This is a genomic window from Streptomyces sp. AM25, assembly GCF_058146165.1.
This window is the reverse complement of sequence record NZ_JBKIWN010000040.1, coordinates 1-16,850: the sequence shown is the minus strand read 5'-3', so window position 1 is coordinate 16,850 and position 16,850 is coordinate 1. Positions and strand designations below refer to the sequence as shown.

The 16,850-nt window shown below is 69.6% G+C and carries 16 protein-coding genes; 12 read left to right on the top strand and 4 right to left on the bottom strand.

The genetic code is table 11. The features are described from left to right. Positions 1 to 109 precede the first annotated feature (109 nt). The 3 genes from ACLHRZ_RS32955 to ACLHRZ_RS32945 are packed head-to-tail and all read left to right on the top strand — an operon-like array spanning position 110 to position 5,023. Positions 110 to 2,977, top strand: coding sequence for an SCO1167/SCO6262 family helicase (locus ACLHRZ_RS32955; protein ID WP_490422279.1), 2,868 nt, complete (start codon positions 110 to 112; stop codon positions 2,975 to 2,977). Then, positions 2,974 to 4,278, top strand: a complete 1,305-nt coding sequence (locus ACLHRZ_RS32950) for an SWIM zinc finger family protein (RefSeq protein ID WP_490422278.1) — start codon at positions 2,974 to 2,976, stop codon at positions 4,276 to 4,278. The genes ACLHRZ_RS32955 and ACLHRZ_RS32950 overlap by 4 nt, the downstream gene beginning before the upstream one ends. A 55-nt stretch (positions 4,279 to 4,333) precedes the next feature. Beyond that, positions 4,334 to 5,023 (top strand): HAD family hydrolase, encoded by a 690-nt coding sequence (locus ACLHRZ_RS32945; protein WP_490422277.1) that lies wholly within the window; start codon positions 4,334 to 4,336, stop codon positions 5,021 to 5,023. A 303-nt stretch (positions 5,024 to 5,326) separates the two neighbouring features. Here the strand turns inward: ACLHRZ_RS32945 and ACLHRZ_RS32940 are convergent, their stop codons facing one another. Continuing rightward, complete coding sequence (locus ACLHRZ_RS32940) at positions 5,327 to 5,986, bottom strand: hypothetical protein (protein WP_490422276.1); 660 nt, start codon at positions 5,984 to 5,986, stop codon at positions 5,327 to 5,329. A gap of 219 nt (positions 5,987 to 6,205) precedes the next feature. On the opposite strand from ACLHRZ_RS32940, the gene ACLHRZ_RS32935 reads away from it, so the two are divergent. From ACLHRZ_RS32935 to ACLHRZ_RS32925, 3 genes are read left to right on the top strand one after another with little or no spacing between them, the layout of a single operon-like run. Then, positions 6,206 to 8,083, top strand: a complete 1,878-nt coding sequence (locus tag ACLHRZ_RS32935) for a terpene synthase family protein (RefSeq protein ID WP_490422275.1) — start codon at positions 6,206 to 6,208, stop codon at positions 8,081 to 8,083. Then, on the top strand, positions 8,080 to 8,838 hold the full coding sequence (gene uppS / locus ACLHRZ_RS32930) for a polyprenyl diphosphate synthase (RefSeq protein WP_490422274.1): 759 nt from the start codon (positions 8,080 to 8,082) through the stop codon (positions 8,836 to 8,838). Before ACLHRZ_RS32935 ends, uppS begins: the two co-directional genes overlap by 4 nt. Positions 8,839 to 8,868: 30 nt before the next feature. Beyond that, positions 8,869 to 9,816 carry an SAM-dependent methyltransferase gene (locus ACLHRZ_RS32925; RefSeq protein WP_490422273.1) on the top strand — a complete coding sequence of 316 codons (948 nt, stop codon included), beginning with the start codon at positions 8,869 to 8,871 and terminating at the stop codon, positions 9,814 to 9,816. 345 nt (positions 9,817 to 10,161) lie between these two features. On the opposite strand, the gene ACLHRZ_RS32920 is transcribed toward ACLHRZ_RS32925, so the two are convergent. After that, a complete protein-coding gene (locus ACLHRZ_RS32920; protein ID WP_490422272.1) occupies positions 10,162 to 11,085 on the bottom strand; it encodes an alpha/beta hydrolase in 924 nt (307 codons plus the stop codon). Positions 11,086 to 11,216: 131 nt separating this feature from the next. On the opposite strand from ACLHRZ_RS32920, the gene ACLHRZ_RS32915 reads away from it, so the two are divergent. After that, positions 11,217 to 11,582 carry a MerR family transcriptional regulator gene (locus ACLHRZ_RS32915; protein WP_490422271.1) on the top strand — a complete coding sequence of 122 codons (366 nt, stop codon included), beginning with the start codon at positions 11,217 to 11,219 and terminating at the stop codon, positions 11,580 to 11,582. A 128-nt stretch (positions 11,583 to 11,710) separates the two neighbouring features. Here the strand turns inward: ACLHRZ_RS32915 and map are convergent, their stop codons facing one another. After that, a complete protein-coding gene (gene map, locus ACLHRZ_RS32910; RefSeq protein ID WP_490422270.1) occupies positions 11,711 to 12,493 on the bottom strand; it encodes a type I methionyl aminopeptidase in 783 nt (260 codons plus the stop codon). Positions 12,494 to 12,558: 65 nt separating this feature from the next. Between map and ACLHRZ_RS32905 the strand changes: the two genes are divergently transcribed. The 4 genes from ACLHRZ_RS32905 to ACLHRZ_RS32890 all read left to right on the top strand — a co-directional run bounded on the left by ACLHRZ_RS32905 (position 12,559) and on the right by ACLHRZ_RS32890 (position 14,894). After that, complete coding sequence (locus ACLHRZ_RS32905; RefSeq protein ID WP_490422269.1) at positions 12,559 to 12,864, top strand: helix-turn-helix domain-containing protein; 306 nt, start codon at positions 12,559 to 12,561, stop codon at positions 12,862 to 12,864. 865 nt (positions 12,865 to 13,729) lie between these two features. After that, on the top strand, positions 13,730 to 13,969 hold the full coding sequence (locus ACLHRZ_RS32900) for a hypothetical protein (RefSeq protein ID WP_490422268.1): 240 nt from the start codon (positions 13,730 to 13,732) through the stop codon (positions 13,967 to 13,969). A 42-nt stretch (positions 13,970 to 14,011) separates the two neighbouring features. Then, the gene (locus ACLHRZ_RS32895; RefSeq protein WP_490422267.1) at positions 14,012 to 14,485 is read left to right on the top strand and encodes a hypothetical protein; all 474 of its coding nucleotides are present in this window, start codon (positions 14,012 to 14,014) and stop codon (positions 14,483 to 14,485) included. A 10-nt stretch (positions 14,486 to 14,495) separates the two neighbouring features. Next, a complete protein-coding gene (locus ACLHRZ_RS32890) occupies positions 14,496 to 14,894 on the top strand; it encodes an ACT domain-containing protein (protein ID WP_490422266.1) in 399 nt (132 codons plus the stop codon). Positions 14,895 to 14,901: 7 nt separating this feature from the next. Here the strand turns inward: ACLHRZ_RS32890 and ACLHRZ_RS32885 are convergent, their stop codons facing one another. After that, the gene (locus tag ACLHRZ_RS32885) at positions 14,902 to 15,048 is read right to left on the bottom strand and encodes a hypothetical protein (protein WP_490422265.1); all 147 of its coding nucleotides are present in this window, start codon (positions 15,046 to 15,048) and stop codon (positions 14,902 to 14,904) included. Positions 15,049 to 15,212: 164 nt separating this feature from the next. Between ACLHRZ_RS32885 and ACLHRZ_RS32880 the strand changes: the two genes are divergently transcribed. Next, the coding region (locus tag ACLHRZ_RS32880) for an AfsR/SARP family transcriptional regulator (RefSeq protein ID WP_490422264.1) at positions 15,213 to 16,850 on the top strand (1,638 nt) is incomplete at its 3' end.

Below are 16,850 nucleotides of genomic sequence, written 5' to 3'. Positions count from 1 at the left end.
TCGGCAGGCACGGTACTGGTGTGCCGTGTCGCAAGGGCAAGGGCAAGGGGGCTGGGGCTTGTTGGTGCCCGTTCCGCCGTCCGTGAAAGCGCCGGGCGGCGGCCCAGGCATGATGACGGCGGCGCAGCTGAGCGCGCTGGCCGAGTGTGCCGTGGTGTTCCTGCCGGCTGATCCTCCGCGGGAGGGCCGTGTGGCGTTCTGGCGCCCCAGTGGAGCGCCGCCGGAAGCCACGGGCCGTCTGACGGTGGTGCGCCCGCACGGGACTTCGGTGCGCCGCCGGGAGGTGGCTGCGACCGTCGTGCCGGTTTCGCAGGCCTTGTCCGTTCTCACCGAGGCGCGCCGGATGCCCGGCGCTGATCCGGCTGCTGCGTTCTGGGGTACGGCCGCCGTGTTCGCTCTGCAACTCGCCGCCCGTGGCAGGCTGCTGCCCGGTGTCAGTCCCGGCGGGTTCGATGCGTGGCGGATCGGGCCCTACGACGGTGAGGACCGGGCGCGGCTTGCGGAGCTGGCGGCCGCGATGCCGCCCGAGGCGCGAGCGGTGCCGGTCGACGGTCCGGCAGTGCTGGAACTGCCGCAGGCCGAGCCGCTGTTGCGGGCCTTTATGGACGCGGTCGCCGATGCGCTCGCCCGTACTCCGGCCGGCCCCCTCGCCGCTGGCGGTGATGCCTGGACCGCGACCGAGCCGCAAGCGGCGGAGCAGCAGCGGGAGTGGGCGGCCGACATCGCCTCCGGCCTGGACGCAGGCGTGGGCGTCTCGCTGCGCATCGAACTGCCTGGAACGAACAGTCGCAGGGATGTCTGGGACGAGGACCTGGTCGGCTCTGACGGTGACGACGGCTACGGGCTGGACGCTGAGGAGCAGTTCAAGGCTGTCGTCCAGCTGCACCACCTCGCCGACGCCACGCTCGCCGATGCGCGGGACATCTGGTCAGGACACTCGGCCGCCGCCGGCCTGTCCGGCCCGGAAGCACGGGCGCAAGCGCTGCTTGCCCTGCGCCGGGCCTCCCGTGCATGGCCGCCGCTCGGTCGCCTGCTCAGCATGGCGGTGCCGACAGGGCTGGAGCTGTCCGACGCCGAGGTGAGTGACCTCCTCGGCGACGCTGCAACGTCCCTGGCAGCGGCGGGCGTTCAGGTCCACTGGCCCAAGGAGCTGGCCCGGCAGCTGCTGGCCCGCGCCGTCGTCGAACCCGCCGAGAATGCCTCCTCCGATCTGCCGTCCTTGCTCTCGGCCGAGGCCCTTCTGGCCTTCCGCTGGCAGTTCACCCTCGGCGGCCGCGAACTCGAGCCGGCCGAGCTCGACCGGCTCGCGGAGGCCCGGCGGCCCATGGTGCGCCTGCGCGACCAGTGGGTCCTCATCGATCCTGAGATCCTGGCCCGGGCCCGCGACCGCAAGGCCCGTGAGCTCACCCCGGCCGAGGCGCTGGGCACCGTCCTGGCCGGGAGCGCGGACATCGACGGCGAGCGGGTGGAGGTTACCGCGCGGGGCTGGCTGACGGAGCTGAGGGAGCGCCTCGCCGACCCCGAAGCGTTCGCCCGCCGCATGCCGGTGCCCCAGCCCGCCGCGCTGGCCGCCACCTTGCGCGACTACCAGCTGAGGGGCCTGACCTGGCTGGATCAGATGACCTCCCTCGGCCTGGGCGGGTGTCTCGCCGACGACATGGGCCTCGGCAAGACGATCACCCTGATCGCTCTGCACCTGCACCGCCAGAGCAACCCCTCCACCGCCGGGCCGACCCTGGTGGTCTGCCCGACGTCATTGCTGGGCAACTGGGCCCGCGAGATCGAGAAATTCGCGCCCGGCACCCCCATCCGCCGCTATCACGGCACCAAACGCAGCCTGGCCGGCACCGACGACGGCTTCGTGCTGACCACGTATGCGACCATGCGGCTGCGCGCGACCGAACTCGCGGCGAGCCCCTGGGGATTGGTCGTTGCGGACGAGGCGCAGCACGTGAAGAACCCATTCTCGGCGACCGCGAAGGCGCTGCGCACGCTGCGGACCCGGGCCAAGGTCGCCCTCACCGGAACACCGGTCGAGAACAACTTGTCAGAATTGTGGGCCCTGCTCGACTGGACGACACCAGGCCTGTTGGGGTCCTTGAAGACCTTCCGCGACCAGTACGCCCGGGGTGCGGAGAGCGGCCAGGATCCCGACGCCGCCCGGCGCCTGGCTGCACTGGTCGCCCCGTTCCTGCTGCGCCGCAAGAAGTCCGATCCGGGCATTGCGCCCGAGCTCCCGCCCAGGACCGAGACCGACCACCCCGTCACCCTGACCAAGGAACAGGTCGCCCTCTACGAAGCGGTGGTGCGCGAGACGATGGCCGCGATCCGTGAAAGCGACGGCATCACCCGCCGCGGCCTGGTCCTCAAACTCCTCGCCGCCCTGAAACAGATCGCCAACCACCCGGCGCAGTTTCTCAAGGAGTCCGGTGCGAAGACCGCGGGCCGCTCCGGGAAACTGGAGCTCCTCGACGAACTGCTGGATGTCATCCTCGCCGAGGACGGCGCGGTCCTGGTCTTCACCCAGTACGTCACCATGGGGCACCTGATCGAGGACCACCTGGCCCGCCGGGGCATCACCGCGCAGTTCCTCCACGGCGGCACCCCCGTCAACCAGAGGGAGGAGATGGTGCGCCGCTTCCAGAACGGCGAGATCCCGGTCTTCCTGCTCTCCCTCAAGGCCGCCGGCACGGGCCTGAACCTGACCCGGGCTGGGCACGTAGTCCACTACGACCGTTGGTGGAACCCGGCCGTCGAGGAGCAGGCCACCGACCGCGCCTACCGCATCGGCCAGACCCGGCCCGTCATGGTGCACCGTCTGATCGCCGAGGGCACGGTCGAGGACCACATCGCCGAACTCCTCGAAACCAAACGGGCCTTGGCGGACGCGGTCCTCGGCGGCGGGGAGAGCGCGTTCACCGAGCTGAGCGACGCCGAGCTCGCCGACTTCGTCCAGCTCCGGAGCGTGCACCGATGAACCCTGCACCTGGCCCCGGCAACGAGCGCGACCGCCAGCGCGTCTTCCCGCCGCTGCCCACCGCCCGCGGCCGCCGCTCCTTCGCCGACAGCTGGTGGGGCAACGCCTGGGTCCAAGCCCTGGAAGGCCCGGCCCGCTCCGCCACCGGACGCCTCGCCCGCGGGCGTACCTACGCCCGCGCCGGCAACGTTCGCGAGATCACCATCACCCCCGGCCGCGCCACCGCTCAGGTGAAGGGCAGCCGCCCCACCCCCTATCGCACGTCGATGGAAATCCCGCAGCTCACTGCCACCCAGTGGGACGCCCTGCTCGATATGGCTGCAGCACAAGCCGGGCACCTCGCCGCCCTCCTGGACCACGACATGCCGACCGCCCTGGCCGAGGACGCCGCACAGGCCGGCGTGCAGCTCCTGCCGACCAGCCGCGAGCTCATCCCGTACTGCTCGTGCCCCGACGACGGCTACCCCTGCAAGCACGCCGCCGCCCTCTACTATCAGGTCGCCCGGCTCCTCGATCACGACCCGTTCGTTCTCCTGCTGTTGAGAGGACGTGGCGAGGGCGAGCTCATGGCCGACCTCCACCGGCGCAACGCCGCCCAGGCCGCCACACCCGCCGCCCCGTCTCCACCGCCCGGTGTGCCCGCCCGGGAGGTGTTCGCCACCGCCCGCGCCGGGCTCCCGCCGCTGCCCGTACCGCCACCCCCCGTCGACCAGCCCGGCCCGGTGGCCCAGCTGACCGCTGCCGGCGAGCCTGCACCCGGAGTGGACCCGGCAGCCCTGGAGTTCCTGGCCGCCGACACCGCCACCCGCGCCGCCCAACTGCTCCACCAGGCCCTCCAGCCCCACGACATACACCAGCAGCCCGCCACCCTGCTGCCCCTCAGCGTCGACGACGACGTCGTACGTCTGGCCGCCGCCGGACCTCCCACCGAAATCTTCACGCGGCTGTGCTGGAGCGCGCACCGCACCCCGGCCTCCCTCGCCCGGGCGGCCCGCGCCTGGCAGTACGGCGGAGCCCCGGCTCTGACGATCCTCGACGAGCCATGGGATCCGGATCCGTCCTACCTCCACGCCGTACGCGAGCAGATCAAACGAGCATGGGACGGAGAACGAGCGCCCGGAGTGCGCGCTGCCAGAAACTGGCTGACGGTGATCGGTCACGACGCCCAGCTCCGCCTGGGCACCGACGGAGTCCTCTGGTACCCGTACCGCAAGAAGCACGGCGGCTGGTGGCCGGCCGGGCACCCGCACCGGGACGTCACGGCTGCACTCGGCGAACTGCTCACGTCGGAGGCCGACTAGAACCTGTTCCGAGGTGTGATCCATAAGCGGTTGAAGGCTGTGCTATGCATGGGCGGTGACGGCTTCCGGGATATCCAGCAGGCCCTTTGATGCAGTGCTGTGCGACCTCGACAACGTGATCCGCTTCTACGACTTGGCTCCACTGGCCGAGCTGGAGCGCGCTGCGGGACTGGCCGAAGGCACCACCGCAAGAGTGGCCTTCGCCCCCGAAGTAGACCTGCCGTTGCTCCTCGGCGAGATCACCACCGAGGAGTGGGTGGACTCCATCGCGTCGGCGCTGTCCGACCGGGTGCCGCGGACGTGCGCCCGTGAGTTGGGGACGGCGCTTGCCGATGCTCCGTTCCGGGCCGACGACACGGTGGTGGCCCTGCTGCGCCGGGTGCGCGAACACATGCCGCTGATCCTGGTGACCAACGCAACCCTGGACCTGGAGCGTGACCTTGAGCGGATGGGGCTGACGGATCTCGCGGACCACGTCGTCAGCAGCGCCCGGGTGGGGGTGGCCAAGCCCGACCAGGCGATCTACGAGATCGCAGCCGAGCGGGCAGGAGCCGCCGCCGGCCGGTGCCTGTTCGTGGACGACCGGCTGGAGAACGTCGAGGCCGCCGTCACGCTCGGCATGTCCGGTGTGCACTACCGCATGCCTGCCGACCTCCAGAAGGCGCTGGGCTTCCTGCCCGACGATGGAGAAGTCTCCCGCGCCATCGACGCCGGCCCGGTAGAAGGCTGGGGTGACCCGCCCTGAACTGAGCGACACCGAGTGGGAATTGATCGCGCTGCACCTGCCGGTCGGACAGTTCGGCCCCTACCCGGAGCACCTGCGCGAGCAGTCCGAGGGGGTGATGTGACGGTTCCGCACCGGCAGCCCCTGGCGGGACACGCCCGAGCAGCACGGTGCCTGGCAACCTGCGAGGCGGCGTACGCGGGGCCATGACCGGACGACAGCAGCTGATGGCGGAGGAGAGATCCGCGCGCTCAGCAATGCCGTGCCCGCAGAACCTACTTGTCGACATCGCCGTCCCCCACGACTCCCCGGCCAGAGCGGCACTCATCGCTGGAGCTCTTCGGCCTGTCCAGCCTTCTCCCCATTCGCTACGTCCTCGCCGTCCAGTCCAAGAAGAGACCCGCCCCCGTCGCCCCTGAGCTTGAACATGCCAGTCGCCCGGCGCGGAGACCCTACAGAGACAGCCGCAGGTGCCAGCCGCCGTCGCCGCGGATGAGGGCGGGGGGTGTAGGTCTCGGGAGCCGGGCGTCCCGAGTTCTCCCAGGCGATGAGCCAGCCGCGCAGGACCGTCAGCGACGGAGAGTCGGCCCGGTCGGCAAGGATCATCCCGTCCTGTTGGATGACGGCGGCTGTTGTGGGGGTGGAGTGGCCGATGGCCCACAGACCCGGGCGGAGGCCGGCCATGATCAGGTGCCCGTCGCCGAGGGCGGCGGTGAAGGTCCGCCAGGACGGCCAGTCGATGCTCGGGCCGTCGTAGGACTCGGTGTGCGCGTCCTTGGTCAGGCGCTCCAGTACGGCCCGGGCGCCAGTGTGCAGGTGGTCGTTCTGCTCGCGCCAGGCGATGGAGGCCCGGGCGGGGGTGGGGAGGCGGTTCTCCCAGTCGACCCACCGTCCGGGAACCTCACCACGGCCACGGTGCCCGCCCCCCCCCGCACGCCCACGGACACCGACGACCAGCAGCCAGTCGGGCAGGCGTGAGTTCACGTGCAGCCGGGGTGCCTGCGGTTTCGCTGGGGACGGGCGCGAACTCCGCCCAGCTCGATGAGCAGGCCGCTACCGATGCCCCCCGTTGTGCTTCGCGCGCCCCCTGGGTGCGGCAACCGAGATGCGATCCGTGCTTGCTGTCTCTGTTGGAAGCTGCGTTCTTGGTATGGAAGGGAGCATCGCGCTGCTCTTTGACGGCTGTACTGGGAGGGCCTCACGATGACCGAGACTTCCGTCCCTCTGCCGGACGAGTCGGGCGCGCCTGGCGTCGGTGACATCGGGACCTGGTACGACCGCCTGGCTCTCTTGTACGACGAGGTCAGCGGACCCAACATCCACGACGGCTACTGGGACTCTCCTGAAGACTGCACTCCCTTCGCCGAGGCCCAGGACCGGCTCACCGACGAGGTCATCGCCCGGCTCAAGGTCTCGCCCGGGGACAGGGTTCTCGACGCCGGGTGTGGGATGGGCGCACCGGCCATCCGGCTTGCTCGGACCGCTGACGTGCGGGTCGTGGGGGTCTCCGTCAGCGAGGTGCAGGTCCAGCGGGCGACGGCCGCGGCTGTCGGGGAGGGCTTGGCCGACCGGGTCAGGTTCGAGTGTGGGGATGTCCACCACTTGGCTTATCCAGATGAGTACTTTGATGTGGCATGCGCTATTGAGTCCATGCCGCACATGGACCGGCCCCGGGCATTTGCCGAGCTGCGGCGGGTGCTCAAGCCCGGTGGCCGCCTGGTCGTCACCGACTGGTTCGTCAGCGGCCCGTGCTCGGAAGCCGACCGGGAGCTGTGTGAGCGTTTCAGTCTCCTGTCCCGCCTCAATACGTTCCTGGCCGCCGACCAGTACTTCACCGCCGTTCGTGGCGCCGGCCTGAGCCTGCTGGAGTTCCTGGACATCGACGAGAACACCCGGCGCACCTTCCAGTGCTGGCGGGATAACTTCCACCGCTCCAGGGACGCGCTGCTCAAGGAGTACGGGCCGGACCTCTGCGACGCCTATGACGCGTTCATGGCCGACTACATGAACGGCTCGGAACCCCACTATCTGATCGTGACTGCCCGGCGCCCGGCGGCGCCGGTGCGGCAGCCGACAGCCGAGGAACGCTTCTGGAACGCGCTGCCGCTGCCACGGCCGCCGCACCGCAACGCGCCCGGGGACGGGCAGCGCAGCCTGGCGTTCTTCCGCTCCTGCGGACTGCTGCGGGGCAAGGACAGCCAGCGCTGGTTCCTCGCCCTGGGCGCCAACGAGCTGATGGCCCGGGTCTATCCCGACAGCCACGGCCCTGACCTGGACCTGGCCGTGGACGTGTTCTTGTGGAGTGTCCTGTTCGACGACCTCTTCGATGTGCGCCGGGCCCCGCAGGCCGAGGACCTGGCCGCTTTGCTCGCACAACTGGCGGCGGTCCTTGAGGAGACCCCGGTCGCCGACGCGCATTCCCTGGCCCGGGCCCTGGCCTCGGTCTGGGAACGCGCCAGGGCCGGCATGTCCCCCGCCTGGCGGCGCCGGGCCGCACACCACTGGCGCGAGTGGATCGAGGTCGTGGCCACCGAGGCCGACAACCGCCGCAGCAGCACCCACCTGGGCCTGGACGGCTACCTGGCCCAGCGCCGGATCTCCATGCCCACCCTGCTCTTCAGCGACCTGATCGAACGCCTCGGCGGCTTCGAGCTGAGCGACGGCACCCTGAAACACCCGCAGGTAACCGCGCTGCTCACCGCGGTCCAGGACGCCAACGTCCTGCTCAACGACCTGGGCTCGGAAGGCAAAGAGGCCACGGATGGCGACCGGCACAACATTATCCCCGTGCTGTGCCGCACCCGGGGCGCCAACCCCGAGCAGGCCAGGCAATGGGCCCGTCAGATGGCCACCGAGCGGGTCGACGACGTCACCCGCGCCCGCACAGCTCTCGCCCAGGCGGCCGTGCCTGCGCACTCCGACACCGATCTGACGGCCTGGGCCGACCTGCTGGTCGGCTTCATCGCCGCCAACGTCTACCTGCTGCGCCACACCCGCCGCTACATCGACCAGGGCGTGCCCGCCGCATCACGCCACGCCCATGTCGAGAACCTGCTGCCCCGACCAGAGGAAGGCTCGTGACCGGCCGGCCGCTGCTGTCCGGCCTGATCACTGGACCGCGGCCGTCCGTGAAGAACGGCCCTGCCCACCCGCCCCGGCATCTGGGCTTGATCCCGGACGGCGGCCGCCGCTACGCTCGCGCCCGCGGCAAACCGATCGCCGAGGGACACCGGCGCTCGGCGGCCAAGACCGCCGAAGTGTTCATCTGGTGCGAGCAGGCCGGCATCGAGGCAGTCACCCTGTTCACCCTGTCCACCGGCAACCTCGCCCGCCCCGACACCGAGCAGCTGCCCGTCTTCGTCCAGGACACCCTGCGCCAGCTCGTCGCCATCGGGCGCTGGCGCATCAACCCGGTCGGCGACCTGGACCGGCTGCCGCCCGCCCTGCGCGACGCCGCCCGCACCGCGGCCCGGGAAACAGCCCACCGCCCGGGCCTGCTGGTCAACCTCGCGCTCGCCTACACCGGACGCGAGGACATCGTCCGTGCCGTCCAGGGCTTCCTGAACGAGCCCCGCAACGCCACCGCCGACGCCGCCGCGCTCGCCGCCCGGCTCACCCCCGACGCGGTGGAACGGCACTTGTCCACCGCCGGACAGCCCGCACTCGACCTGATCATCCGCACCTCCGGCGAACAGCGCCTCTCCGGCTTTATGACCTGGCAGGCCGAACAGGCCGAGCTGTACTTCTGCCCCCGCACCTGGCCCGCCTTCCGCCACACCGACCTCCGGCGCGCCCTGCGCGCCTACAGCCGACGCCAACGCCGCTTCGGCCGCTGAAACGATCCGCCCCCGCCCGGGAGGCTTGCCATGACCGATGGGCCCCGGCCGATCGAGGACGCCATCACGGTGATCCAGGGAACCGCTCCCGACCCCTATGAGCCCCGGGTGTGCGAGGTGTACGACACCGACGCCGCCGCCCTGTGGCAGAAGGCCATCGGCGAAGACCTGTGGTTCCAGTTCGGCATCTGGGAAGAGAGCCCCGGCGGCGTCCTCGAAGCCGCTGGACGGCGCTACTTCGAGCGTCAGCTCGACCTCGCCGACATCCACCACTGGAGCACGCCCCCCATCCGCCGGGTCCTGGACGTCGGCTGCGGCTGGGGCCCGGCCCTGCAGTACCTGCCCCAACGCCTGCCCGAGTGCACCTGGTTCGACGCCCTCAACGTCAGCCGCCCCCAGCTCGAATACACCGCCCGCCGCCTGCACCGCCATGGCCTGCTCGACCGTGTCCGCCTATACCAGTGCAATGCCAAAGACCTCCACCTGCTCCCGCACCCCGACACCCCCTACGACCTCGTCCTCATCCGCGGGGTCGCCAACCACTTCCCCACCACTGTCTACGAACAGTGCATCGCGGCCCTGGCCGCCCGCATGCGCCCCGGCGCCAGCATCGTCATCTCCGACAACCTCTTCAACATCACCCTGGACAGCTACCGCTCCGCCATCGAGGACACCGTCGACCGCCTCGCCCTGCGCCACCGCAAGACCCTCGGCTACTTCACCAAAGTGCTCACCGACCACGGCTTCACCCTCACCGACCTGCGCCGACTGCCCTCCCAAGCAGATGCGATCCGCTGGTTCCAGACCGTCAACCACAACATCGAACACCGCTTCCCCGACCCCCGCACCCGCCCCGCCGCCTTCACCGAGCTCTACGACGCCGGCCGCAACTGGACCTACGCCCTGTGCCAGGGCACCGTCTCCGTCTACAGCATCATCGCCACACGCGACGGCGTTGAAGAACCGACTGATTGTTGAGCAAGGTCGGTTGGCGGGGGTCCAGGGACTGATCACCGCCGTTTGCGGCTGGTGACACGGTTCTTACCGGCACCCGGTTTTGGCCAGCGTGTCGGGCAGCGTAGGCTTCCAGCGGACCCGGGGGCAGGCGGACGCGGCAACCGCTTCGTCATCACAAGCCCCCAAGGCCGGAGTTGACCCCTCTACCTCGGCCTACTCCTCCACAGACCCGCCGTCAACAAACCACCGCGGGACTTCCTGTCCGAGCCGGCTGTGGTGCCGACCTCGGTGCAATGGCGGCGTCGCACGAGCCCGGCATCGCCGAGAACGCTGACCCGCCGGGCCCGCCACCGGACATCCTCACTCTCACCGCACGGACAGGTGCTCCAAGGCGAAGGCCACGCCGTCAGAAACCGCCTTGTCCGCGGCGGGGAGATGGCCGACGAGGAGATGCCACACATGCCCCATCTCCGGGGCGACCTCCAGGCGGACGGGCACGGAGTCCTCGGCCAGTTTGGCGGCGAGCCGGAGGGCGTCGCTGAGCATCACCTCATGGCCCCCGATCTGGATCAATACCGGGGGCAGCCCGCGGGTGTCGGCGAAGACCGGAGAGGCCAGCGGGCTGTTCGCCGGTGCCCGGCCGAGGACGACATCCGCAGCCCGGCGCAGCCCCTGTCGGCCTACGGACGGGTCAACGCCGTCGAGGGAGAACATCGTGGCCCCGGTGTGTTCCAGGTTGGCCCAGGGCGAGATGGCGATCGCGGCGGCCGGCATCGGAAGGCCCTGTCCGCGGGCCTCGACCAGGGCGCTGACCGCCAGCGCGCCACCGGCCGAGTCACCGGCGAACACCACATCCGCCGGGTCCGTACCCTGCTCCAGCAGCCAGCGGTAGGCGGTCACGGAGTCCTCGACCGCGGCCGGAAAGGGCGCCTCGGGCGCCAGCCGGTAGTCCGGCACCAGTGCATGCGCGCGCAGACGCCGGGCGAAGTGGCCGGCCAGCCCGCGGTACCCCTGCGGATCCCCCGCGATGTAGGCGCCCCCGTGGAGGTAGACCAGGTACCGGCCTTCGACCGCACCGGCCGTGGTCACATGCTCGGCCGCGACCCCGCCCGCGTCCACGGCGTGGAACGCCACTCCGTCCGGCGCGGGACAGCTGTCCTGGAAGAACGCACGGTAGGCGAGCCGGAGACCGTCGAGAGAGCCGGGCCCCGCCCCCTCGGCCGCATCGATGACGTCAACACTGCGGGCTGCCCACTCCTTGTAGAAGTCGCAAACATCGATCGAGACCATGCGGTCCTCCCTCTGAACAGGTGGGCAGCGGCTTCGGGCCGGCTGCCGACGAACACCGCCGAGTCTCAGACACTCACATCAATGTGAAGGTCAAAACCGGGGAGCAGCCCTGACGGGGTAAGTTCGCTCACATGCGCATCGGAGAGCTGGCAGACCGCACCGGCACGACCCGCCGCCTGCTGCGCTATTACGAGGAGCAGCAATTGCTCACCCCTGGACGTTCCGGCAACGGTTACCGTGAATACGACGAAGGCCATGTGGACCGCGTCGTGCAGATCCGCGGGCTACTCGATGCCGGGCTGCCCACCCGGATCATCCGGCAGATCCTCCCCTGCCTCGACAAGCCGCGGGCCATCTACTTCCCCGACGTGACACCCGAGATGATTGCCACCCTGGAGCACGAACGCGACCAGCTGGCAGGACGGATCGCCTGTCTGACCAGGAACAGGGACGCCATCACCGACTACCTGCGCCGCGTGCGCGGTGCGTCTGGCTGAACCCGCCCGCAACAGGCGCCCGACCAGCCCCGATTGGGAATCAATCCTGGAGGAATACCGGAACCGAGGGCCAGGCCCGGCCGCGCCTGGCAGTCAGGTCTGCTGACGCGGCAGCGGTGTGGGCTCCCTTACGGTCGTGCCTGCGTGGGCAGGGTGAGAATTTCGGCTCCGTTGTCGGTGATGGCGATGGTGTGCTCGCTGTGCGCGGTCCGGCAGCCCGTCGCGCTGCGCAGCGTCCAACCGTCGGCGTCGGTGACGAGTGTGGCAGTGTCGGCCATGACCCAGGGCTCCAAGGCAAGCAGCAGACCGGGGCGCAGCTTGTATCCGCGGCCGGGCCGTCCGGTGTTCGCGACGTGTGGGTCCTGGTGCATGGTCGAGCCGATGCCGTGGCCTCCGAACTCGGTGTTGATCGGGTAGCCCGCCTTGCTGAGGACCGTGCCGATGGCGTGGGAGAGGTCACCGATGCGCGCCCCAGGCTTGGCGGCGGCGATGCCGGCGGCGAGTGCACGTTCGGTCGTCTCGATCATCGCGACGCTCTCCGCCGGCCTGGCCTTGCCCACCAGAAAGCTGATCGCGGCGTCCGCGGCCACCCCGGCCCTGGCTACGGCGAGGTCGAGAGTCAGCAGATCCCCGTCTGCCAGCGTGTAGTTGTGAGGCCGCCCATGGAGCACTCCGTCGTTGACGGCCGTGCAGATGTAGTGCCCGAACGGGCCGCGCCCGAAGGAAGGCGCGTAGTCGACGTAGCAGGACTGCGCTCCCGCCTCGGTGATCATCTCCTTGGCCCACTGGTCGATGTCCAGCAGGTTCGTCCCGACCGTGCTGCGCTGCTTCAGCGTGTGCAGGATGTCTCCGACCAGGGCACCGGTGTCCCTCGCCCGCTCAAGCCGCGCGGAGTTCAGGATCTCAATCATGGGGGACCTCTCACGTACGTCCAATAACTATCCCGGTCTAACTGTACCGGTATTAGAATGGGGTCATGGTCAGGTTGCCGCTCACCCCCGCCGAGGTAGAACGCGGACAGCGCCTTGGCGCCCTGCTCCGCCGAGCCCGGGGCTGCCGCTCGATGCTGGACGTGGCGCTCGCTTCGCACATCTCGCCGGAAACTCTGCGAAAGATCGAATCCGGCCGTGTGGCCACCCCCGCCTTCCCGACCATCGCAGCGATCGCCGACACCCTCGGCCTGTCTCTTGACGCCGTCTGGGCCGAGATCAGCCAGGCGGAGCGGACCGTCGCGGATCAGTCGGTCCTGCCTGTCACACGGCATTCATCGCTGGTTTCGTAACGCCGTACTCAGAGAGTCAGCGGTTCACTGACCGTGCTGTGCGGGTACGCCTGCGCGCACGCTGATCACCTCGTCGACCAGCCCGAGCACCGCCTCGCGGACCTCGGCGGCTACACCGACCTGGCCGCCTGCCGGCCCCGTCGCTTCCTGCCCGAAGGGCGCGAGCGCCCAACGAGACCAGTAGGACCTGGAGCGATACGCCGCTGGCGACCACGGTCGGTCACCATCTGGCCGAGTTCCCCGGGGAACCGGCGACAGTTGATTAGGCGATCACACCAGTACCAAGCCCGGCCCAGCCGCCCGCCTCGACCCCGGAGCCGGGGTTCGCGGACGTCGACGGCGGCCAGGAGCTGCTCCTCGAGGACCTGACCCGCGAGCAGGTCCTGGACTGGCGCAACCGCGCCGCCGCCGACCACCAGATCATCCACGACCACATCGCCCGCTACGGCGAGCACTCGGCGCAGCGCCTGTTCACCCGGGCGTTCGTCGCAACCGTGCAGCGCCTGTCCCGGCTCGGGCACCTGGACCTCGGCTGCACCCCGTGGGTGCAGGCATGAGCGGCAGCGAGGCGTCCGGGGTCGACCTGGCCCGGGTCGCGCTGCGGGCTGCGAAGGAGGCGGCGCGGAAGAACGGTGGGGCCAGAAGGCGAAGCAGAAGCTGCGGCCGGTCCGTACGGCGGGACGGGACGGGCGCGAGCCGATAGGACTCGCAGCGGCCAGCGCACGCTGGCCACTGAGTGGGCGTGGGAGCTCCCGGCCGCCGGCGGCACTGTGCTGGACCGCTGGCCGGACAACGCGGCCGCCATCGCCCCGCAATTGTCCGACCACGTCCAGACTGGTCAGGGGGCCCGTCTTCCCGGCATGGGGTGGAGATCTGGTTCGGCATCCTGACCCGGCAGGCGATGCGCCGCCAGCAGATCCGCAGCTACATCGAGCGCTGGAACGCGGACGCCAAGCCCTTCACCTGGACCGTGAGCGCCAACGAGATGATGGTGTCCCTCGTCGTGGTGTACGGGATCAGTGGCCGGGAGTGCGCGGGCGTCTGCCCGGGGCGCACTTCCACGGGTGAGTACCGCTCCCTGAACAGGAGGTGGGCCACCGCGTAACTCTCCTTGGTTAACGCCCAGTTCAACCACGAGGAGTCCACGATGGCCCTGTCCCAGTCTGAACTGATGCGGCTCCTTGAATTACTACGCTCGGCCGATGGAATCGAGCTCATCTGCGCCATCACCGAGCGAATGGTGAACGTCATCTGGTACAGGTCCTACGACAACGCCAGCAACCCCAAAACCTACAACGGCGACCTGCAACTGACGGGCGACGACTGGACATTGTGGAGCGAGCGACTGATCACCGTCAGGGACGGGAAGCCCAACGCGCAGTTCCGCTTCCAGGGCCAGCTCACCGACTGGGACGCGTCCAGCAACGACGACAGGGTCATGCACCGCGACGACTACATCGATGTGGTGAAGGAAGGGGAGGGCGAGCACACCATCGACGGCTGCCCGGACGGCTGCTACTGGGGCGAAAGCAAGATCACCTCGCCTGGAGAAGATTTCCGAGTGCACCGAGTGCCAGGCGGGCTAGGGCCTGTATCGGAAGTGCTTGTTGAGAGTGCGTAGTGTGGTAGCCATGACTGGTGAGACTGATCTGCATAAATTGCTGAGTGACATGCGCCCGGAACTGAACGAGGGCCGCTATGTCTTCACTATGGTTGAAAAAGACGTACCCTCCGGCGTCATCCCAGTGGTTACAGTCGCCGAACGCGAGGGATTGACCCTGGTGGTGCGGCAGGAAGAAGCGGATGCGGCCGGCCTGGTATACGACTACGTGGCTGGATGGATCACGCTGCGCATCCATTCCGCACTGGAGGCGGTCGGGCTGACCGCCGCGGTCTCGCGGGAACTCGCGGACGCCGGCCTGAGCTGCAATGTCGTTGCGGGGTATCACCACGATCACCTCTTCGTGCCGCATGAGCAGGCCGGTCGGGCGGTGGCGGTCCTGGAACATCTGACGCGGCGCTCGGCCTGACCAGCAGTCACAGCCACTCGGCGATGGCTGCGACGAGGACGGTTGCTTCGAAGCGGCCGAATCGGTGACCGACTCGCAGCAGCAGCTCTCCAAGCTCCCTCGCCCGCACGCCGGGGCGCACATCATCTTGCGCGATCAGAACAACAGCGATCACACGCCGCCGGTCACGAACTTCCGCAACATGAGGGTCAGTTAGTCAACTACACTCACAAACAGGCGCCTGAGCAGCGGAAATATCGAACTGCAACTGGAGTGGATTGCGATACGGAGTGTCATCTTCCGTCGACCGAACGGCTAACTGGCAGGGGGAAGCCAGGCGTGGGTGAAGGATGGAAGTTCCGCCTGTTAGGGCCGCTGGAGGTCTGGCACGACGGTGTGCCGGTGCCCATCGCTGCGGCGAAACAGCGGATCCTGGTCGCGGTACTGGCTCTCGCGGCCGGTGAGCCGGTCACGGTCGAGCGGTTGATCGCGTGCCTGTGGGGCGATCAACCTCCGCTCACTGCCCGGAACACGCTGCAGAACTATGTGTTACGGCTGCGTCGCACCCTTCAGGTCGAGGCCGCACCGGTCCCGCTGGTCAGTTCGGTCGCCGGATACCGCCTTGACGTGCGCGCCGACGCGGTTGACGTGCACCGGTTCCGCTCCCTGGTGCGGTCCGCTGCGGCAGCCGACGAGCCCGATTCGGCTGCGGCGCTGCTGGATGAGGCACTGGAGCCGTGGCGTGGGGAGCCGTTGGCGGATGTGCCCAGCGAGGTACTGCACCGTGAGGTGGTGCCGGGGCTGGTCGAGCAGCGGTTGGCCGCCCTGGAACAGCGCATCGATCTCGATCTGGCCCGTGACCGACACCGGGAACTGACCACCGAGCTGGTCGCGTTGACCACCGAACACCCGTTGCGGGAGCGGCTGTGGGCGCAACTGATGCTCGCCTTGTTCCGGTCCGGGCGGACCGCCGAAGCGCTGGACGCCTACCGCCGGGCCGGCAGGGCCCTCGCCGAAGAGCTGGGCATCGACCCCGGCCCCGAGCTGCAGCGGTTGCACCAGGCGGTGTTGACCAACGACCCCACGCTGATGATCACCGGCCCGACACCCGAGCCCGCCTGGCAGCGCGCCGCCGCGCCGCGTGTCGTGCCACGTCAACTTCCGCCGCCCAGCTCTCATTTCGTCGGCCGCGCCACACAGGTACGCTGCCTCGATGCCCAGTGGGAAGCCGCGAGTGGCGCGCCGCTGATGGTGATCACAGCGATCGGTGGCACCGCCGGGATCGGCAAGACCGCGCTGGCTCTGTACTGGGCGCACCTGCACGCCGACCGGTTCCCCGACGGCCAGCTGTACGTGAACCTGCGCGGCTTCGACCCCACCGGAGCCCCTCTGCCGCCCATGACCGCGCTGCGCGGATTCCTGACCGCGTTGGGGGTTCCTGCGCAGGCCATGTCGGCGGACTCGGACGAGCAGGTCTCGCTCTACCGCTCCCACCTGGCCGGCCGGCGGATGCTGGTGGTCCTGGACAACGCCCGGGATGCCGAGCAGGTGCGGCCGCTGCTGCCCGGTGCCCCCGGGTGTCTGGTGCTGGTGACCAGCCGCGACCAGTTGGCCGGCTTGGTCGCCCTGGACGGCGCCGTGCCGCTGACGCTGGACCTGCTTACCCGGGACGAAGCCCACGATCTGCTGATCCGCCGCCTTGGCCGTGATCGCGTCGCACGCGAGCAGGCCGACGTCGACGAGCTGATCGAGTGGTGCGTTCGGCTGCCGCTGGCGTTGAACATCGCCGCCGCGCGGGCCACCCTGCATGCGAACCGGCCGCTCGCCGGCTTCCTGGACGAACTGCGCGACACGCACCGGCGGCTGGACGCGCTGAGCACTGGAGAAGCCGCGGCGGACGTACGGGTGGTGTTCTCCTGGTCCTATCAGACCCTCACCCCCGAGTCGGCCCTCGACTTTCGGGGTTTTCGTGGGCCT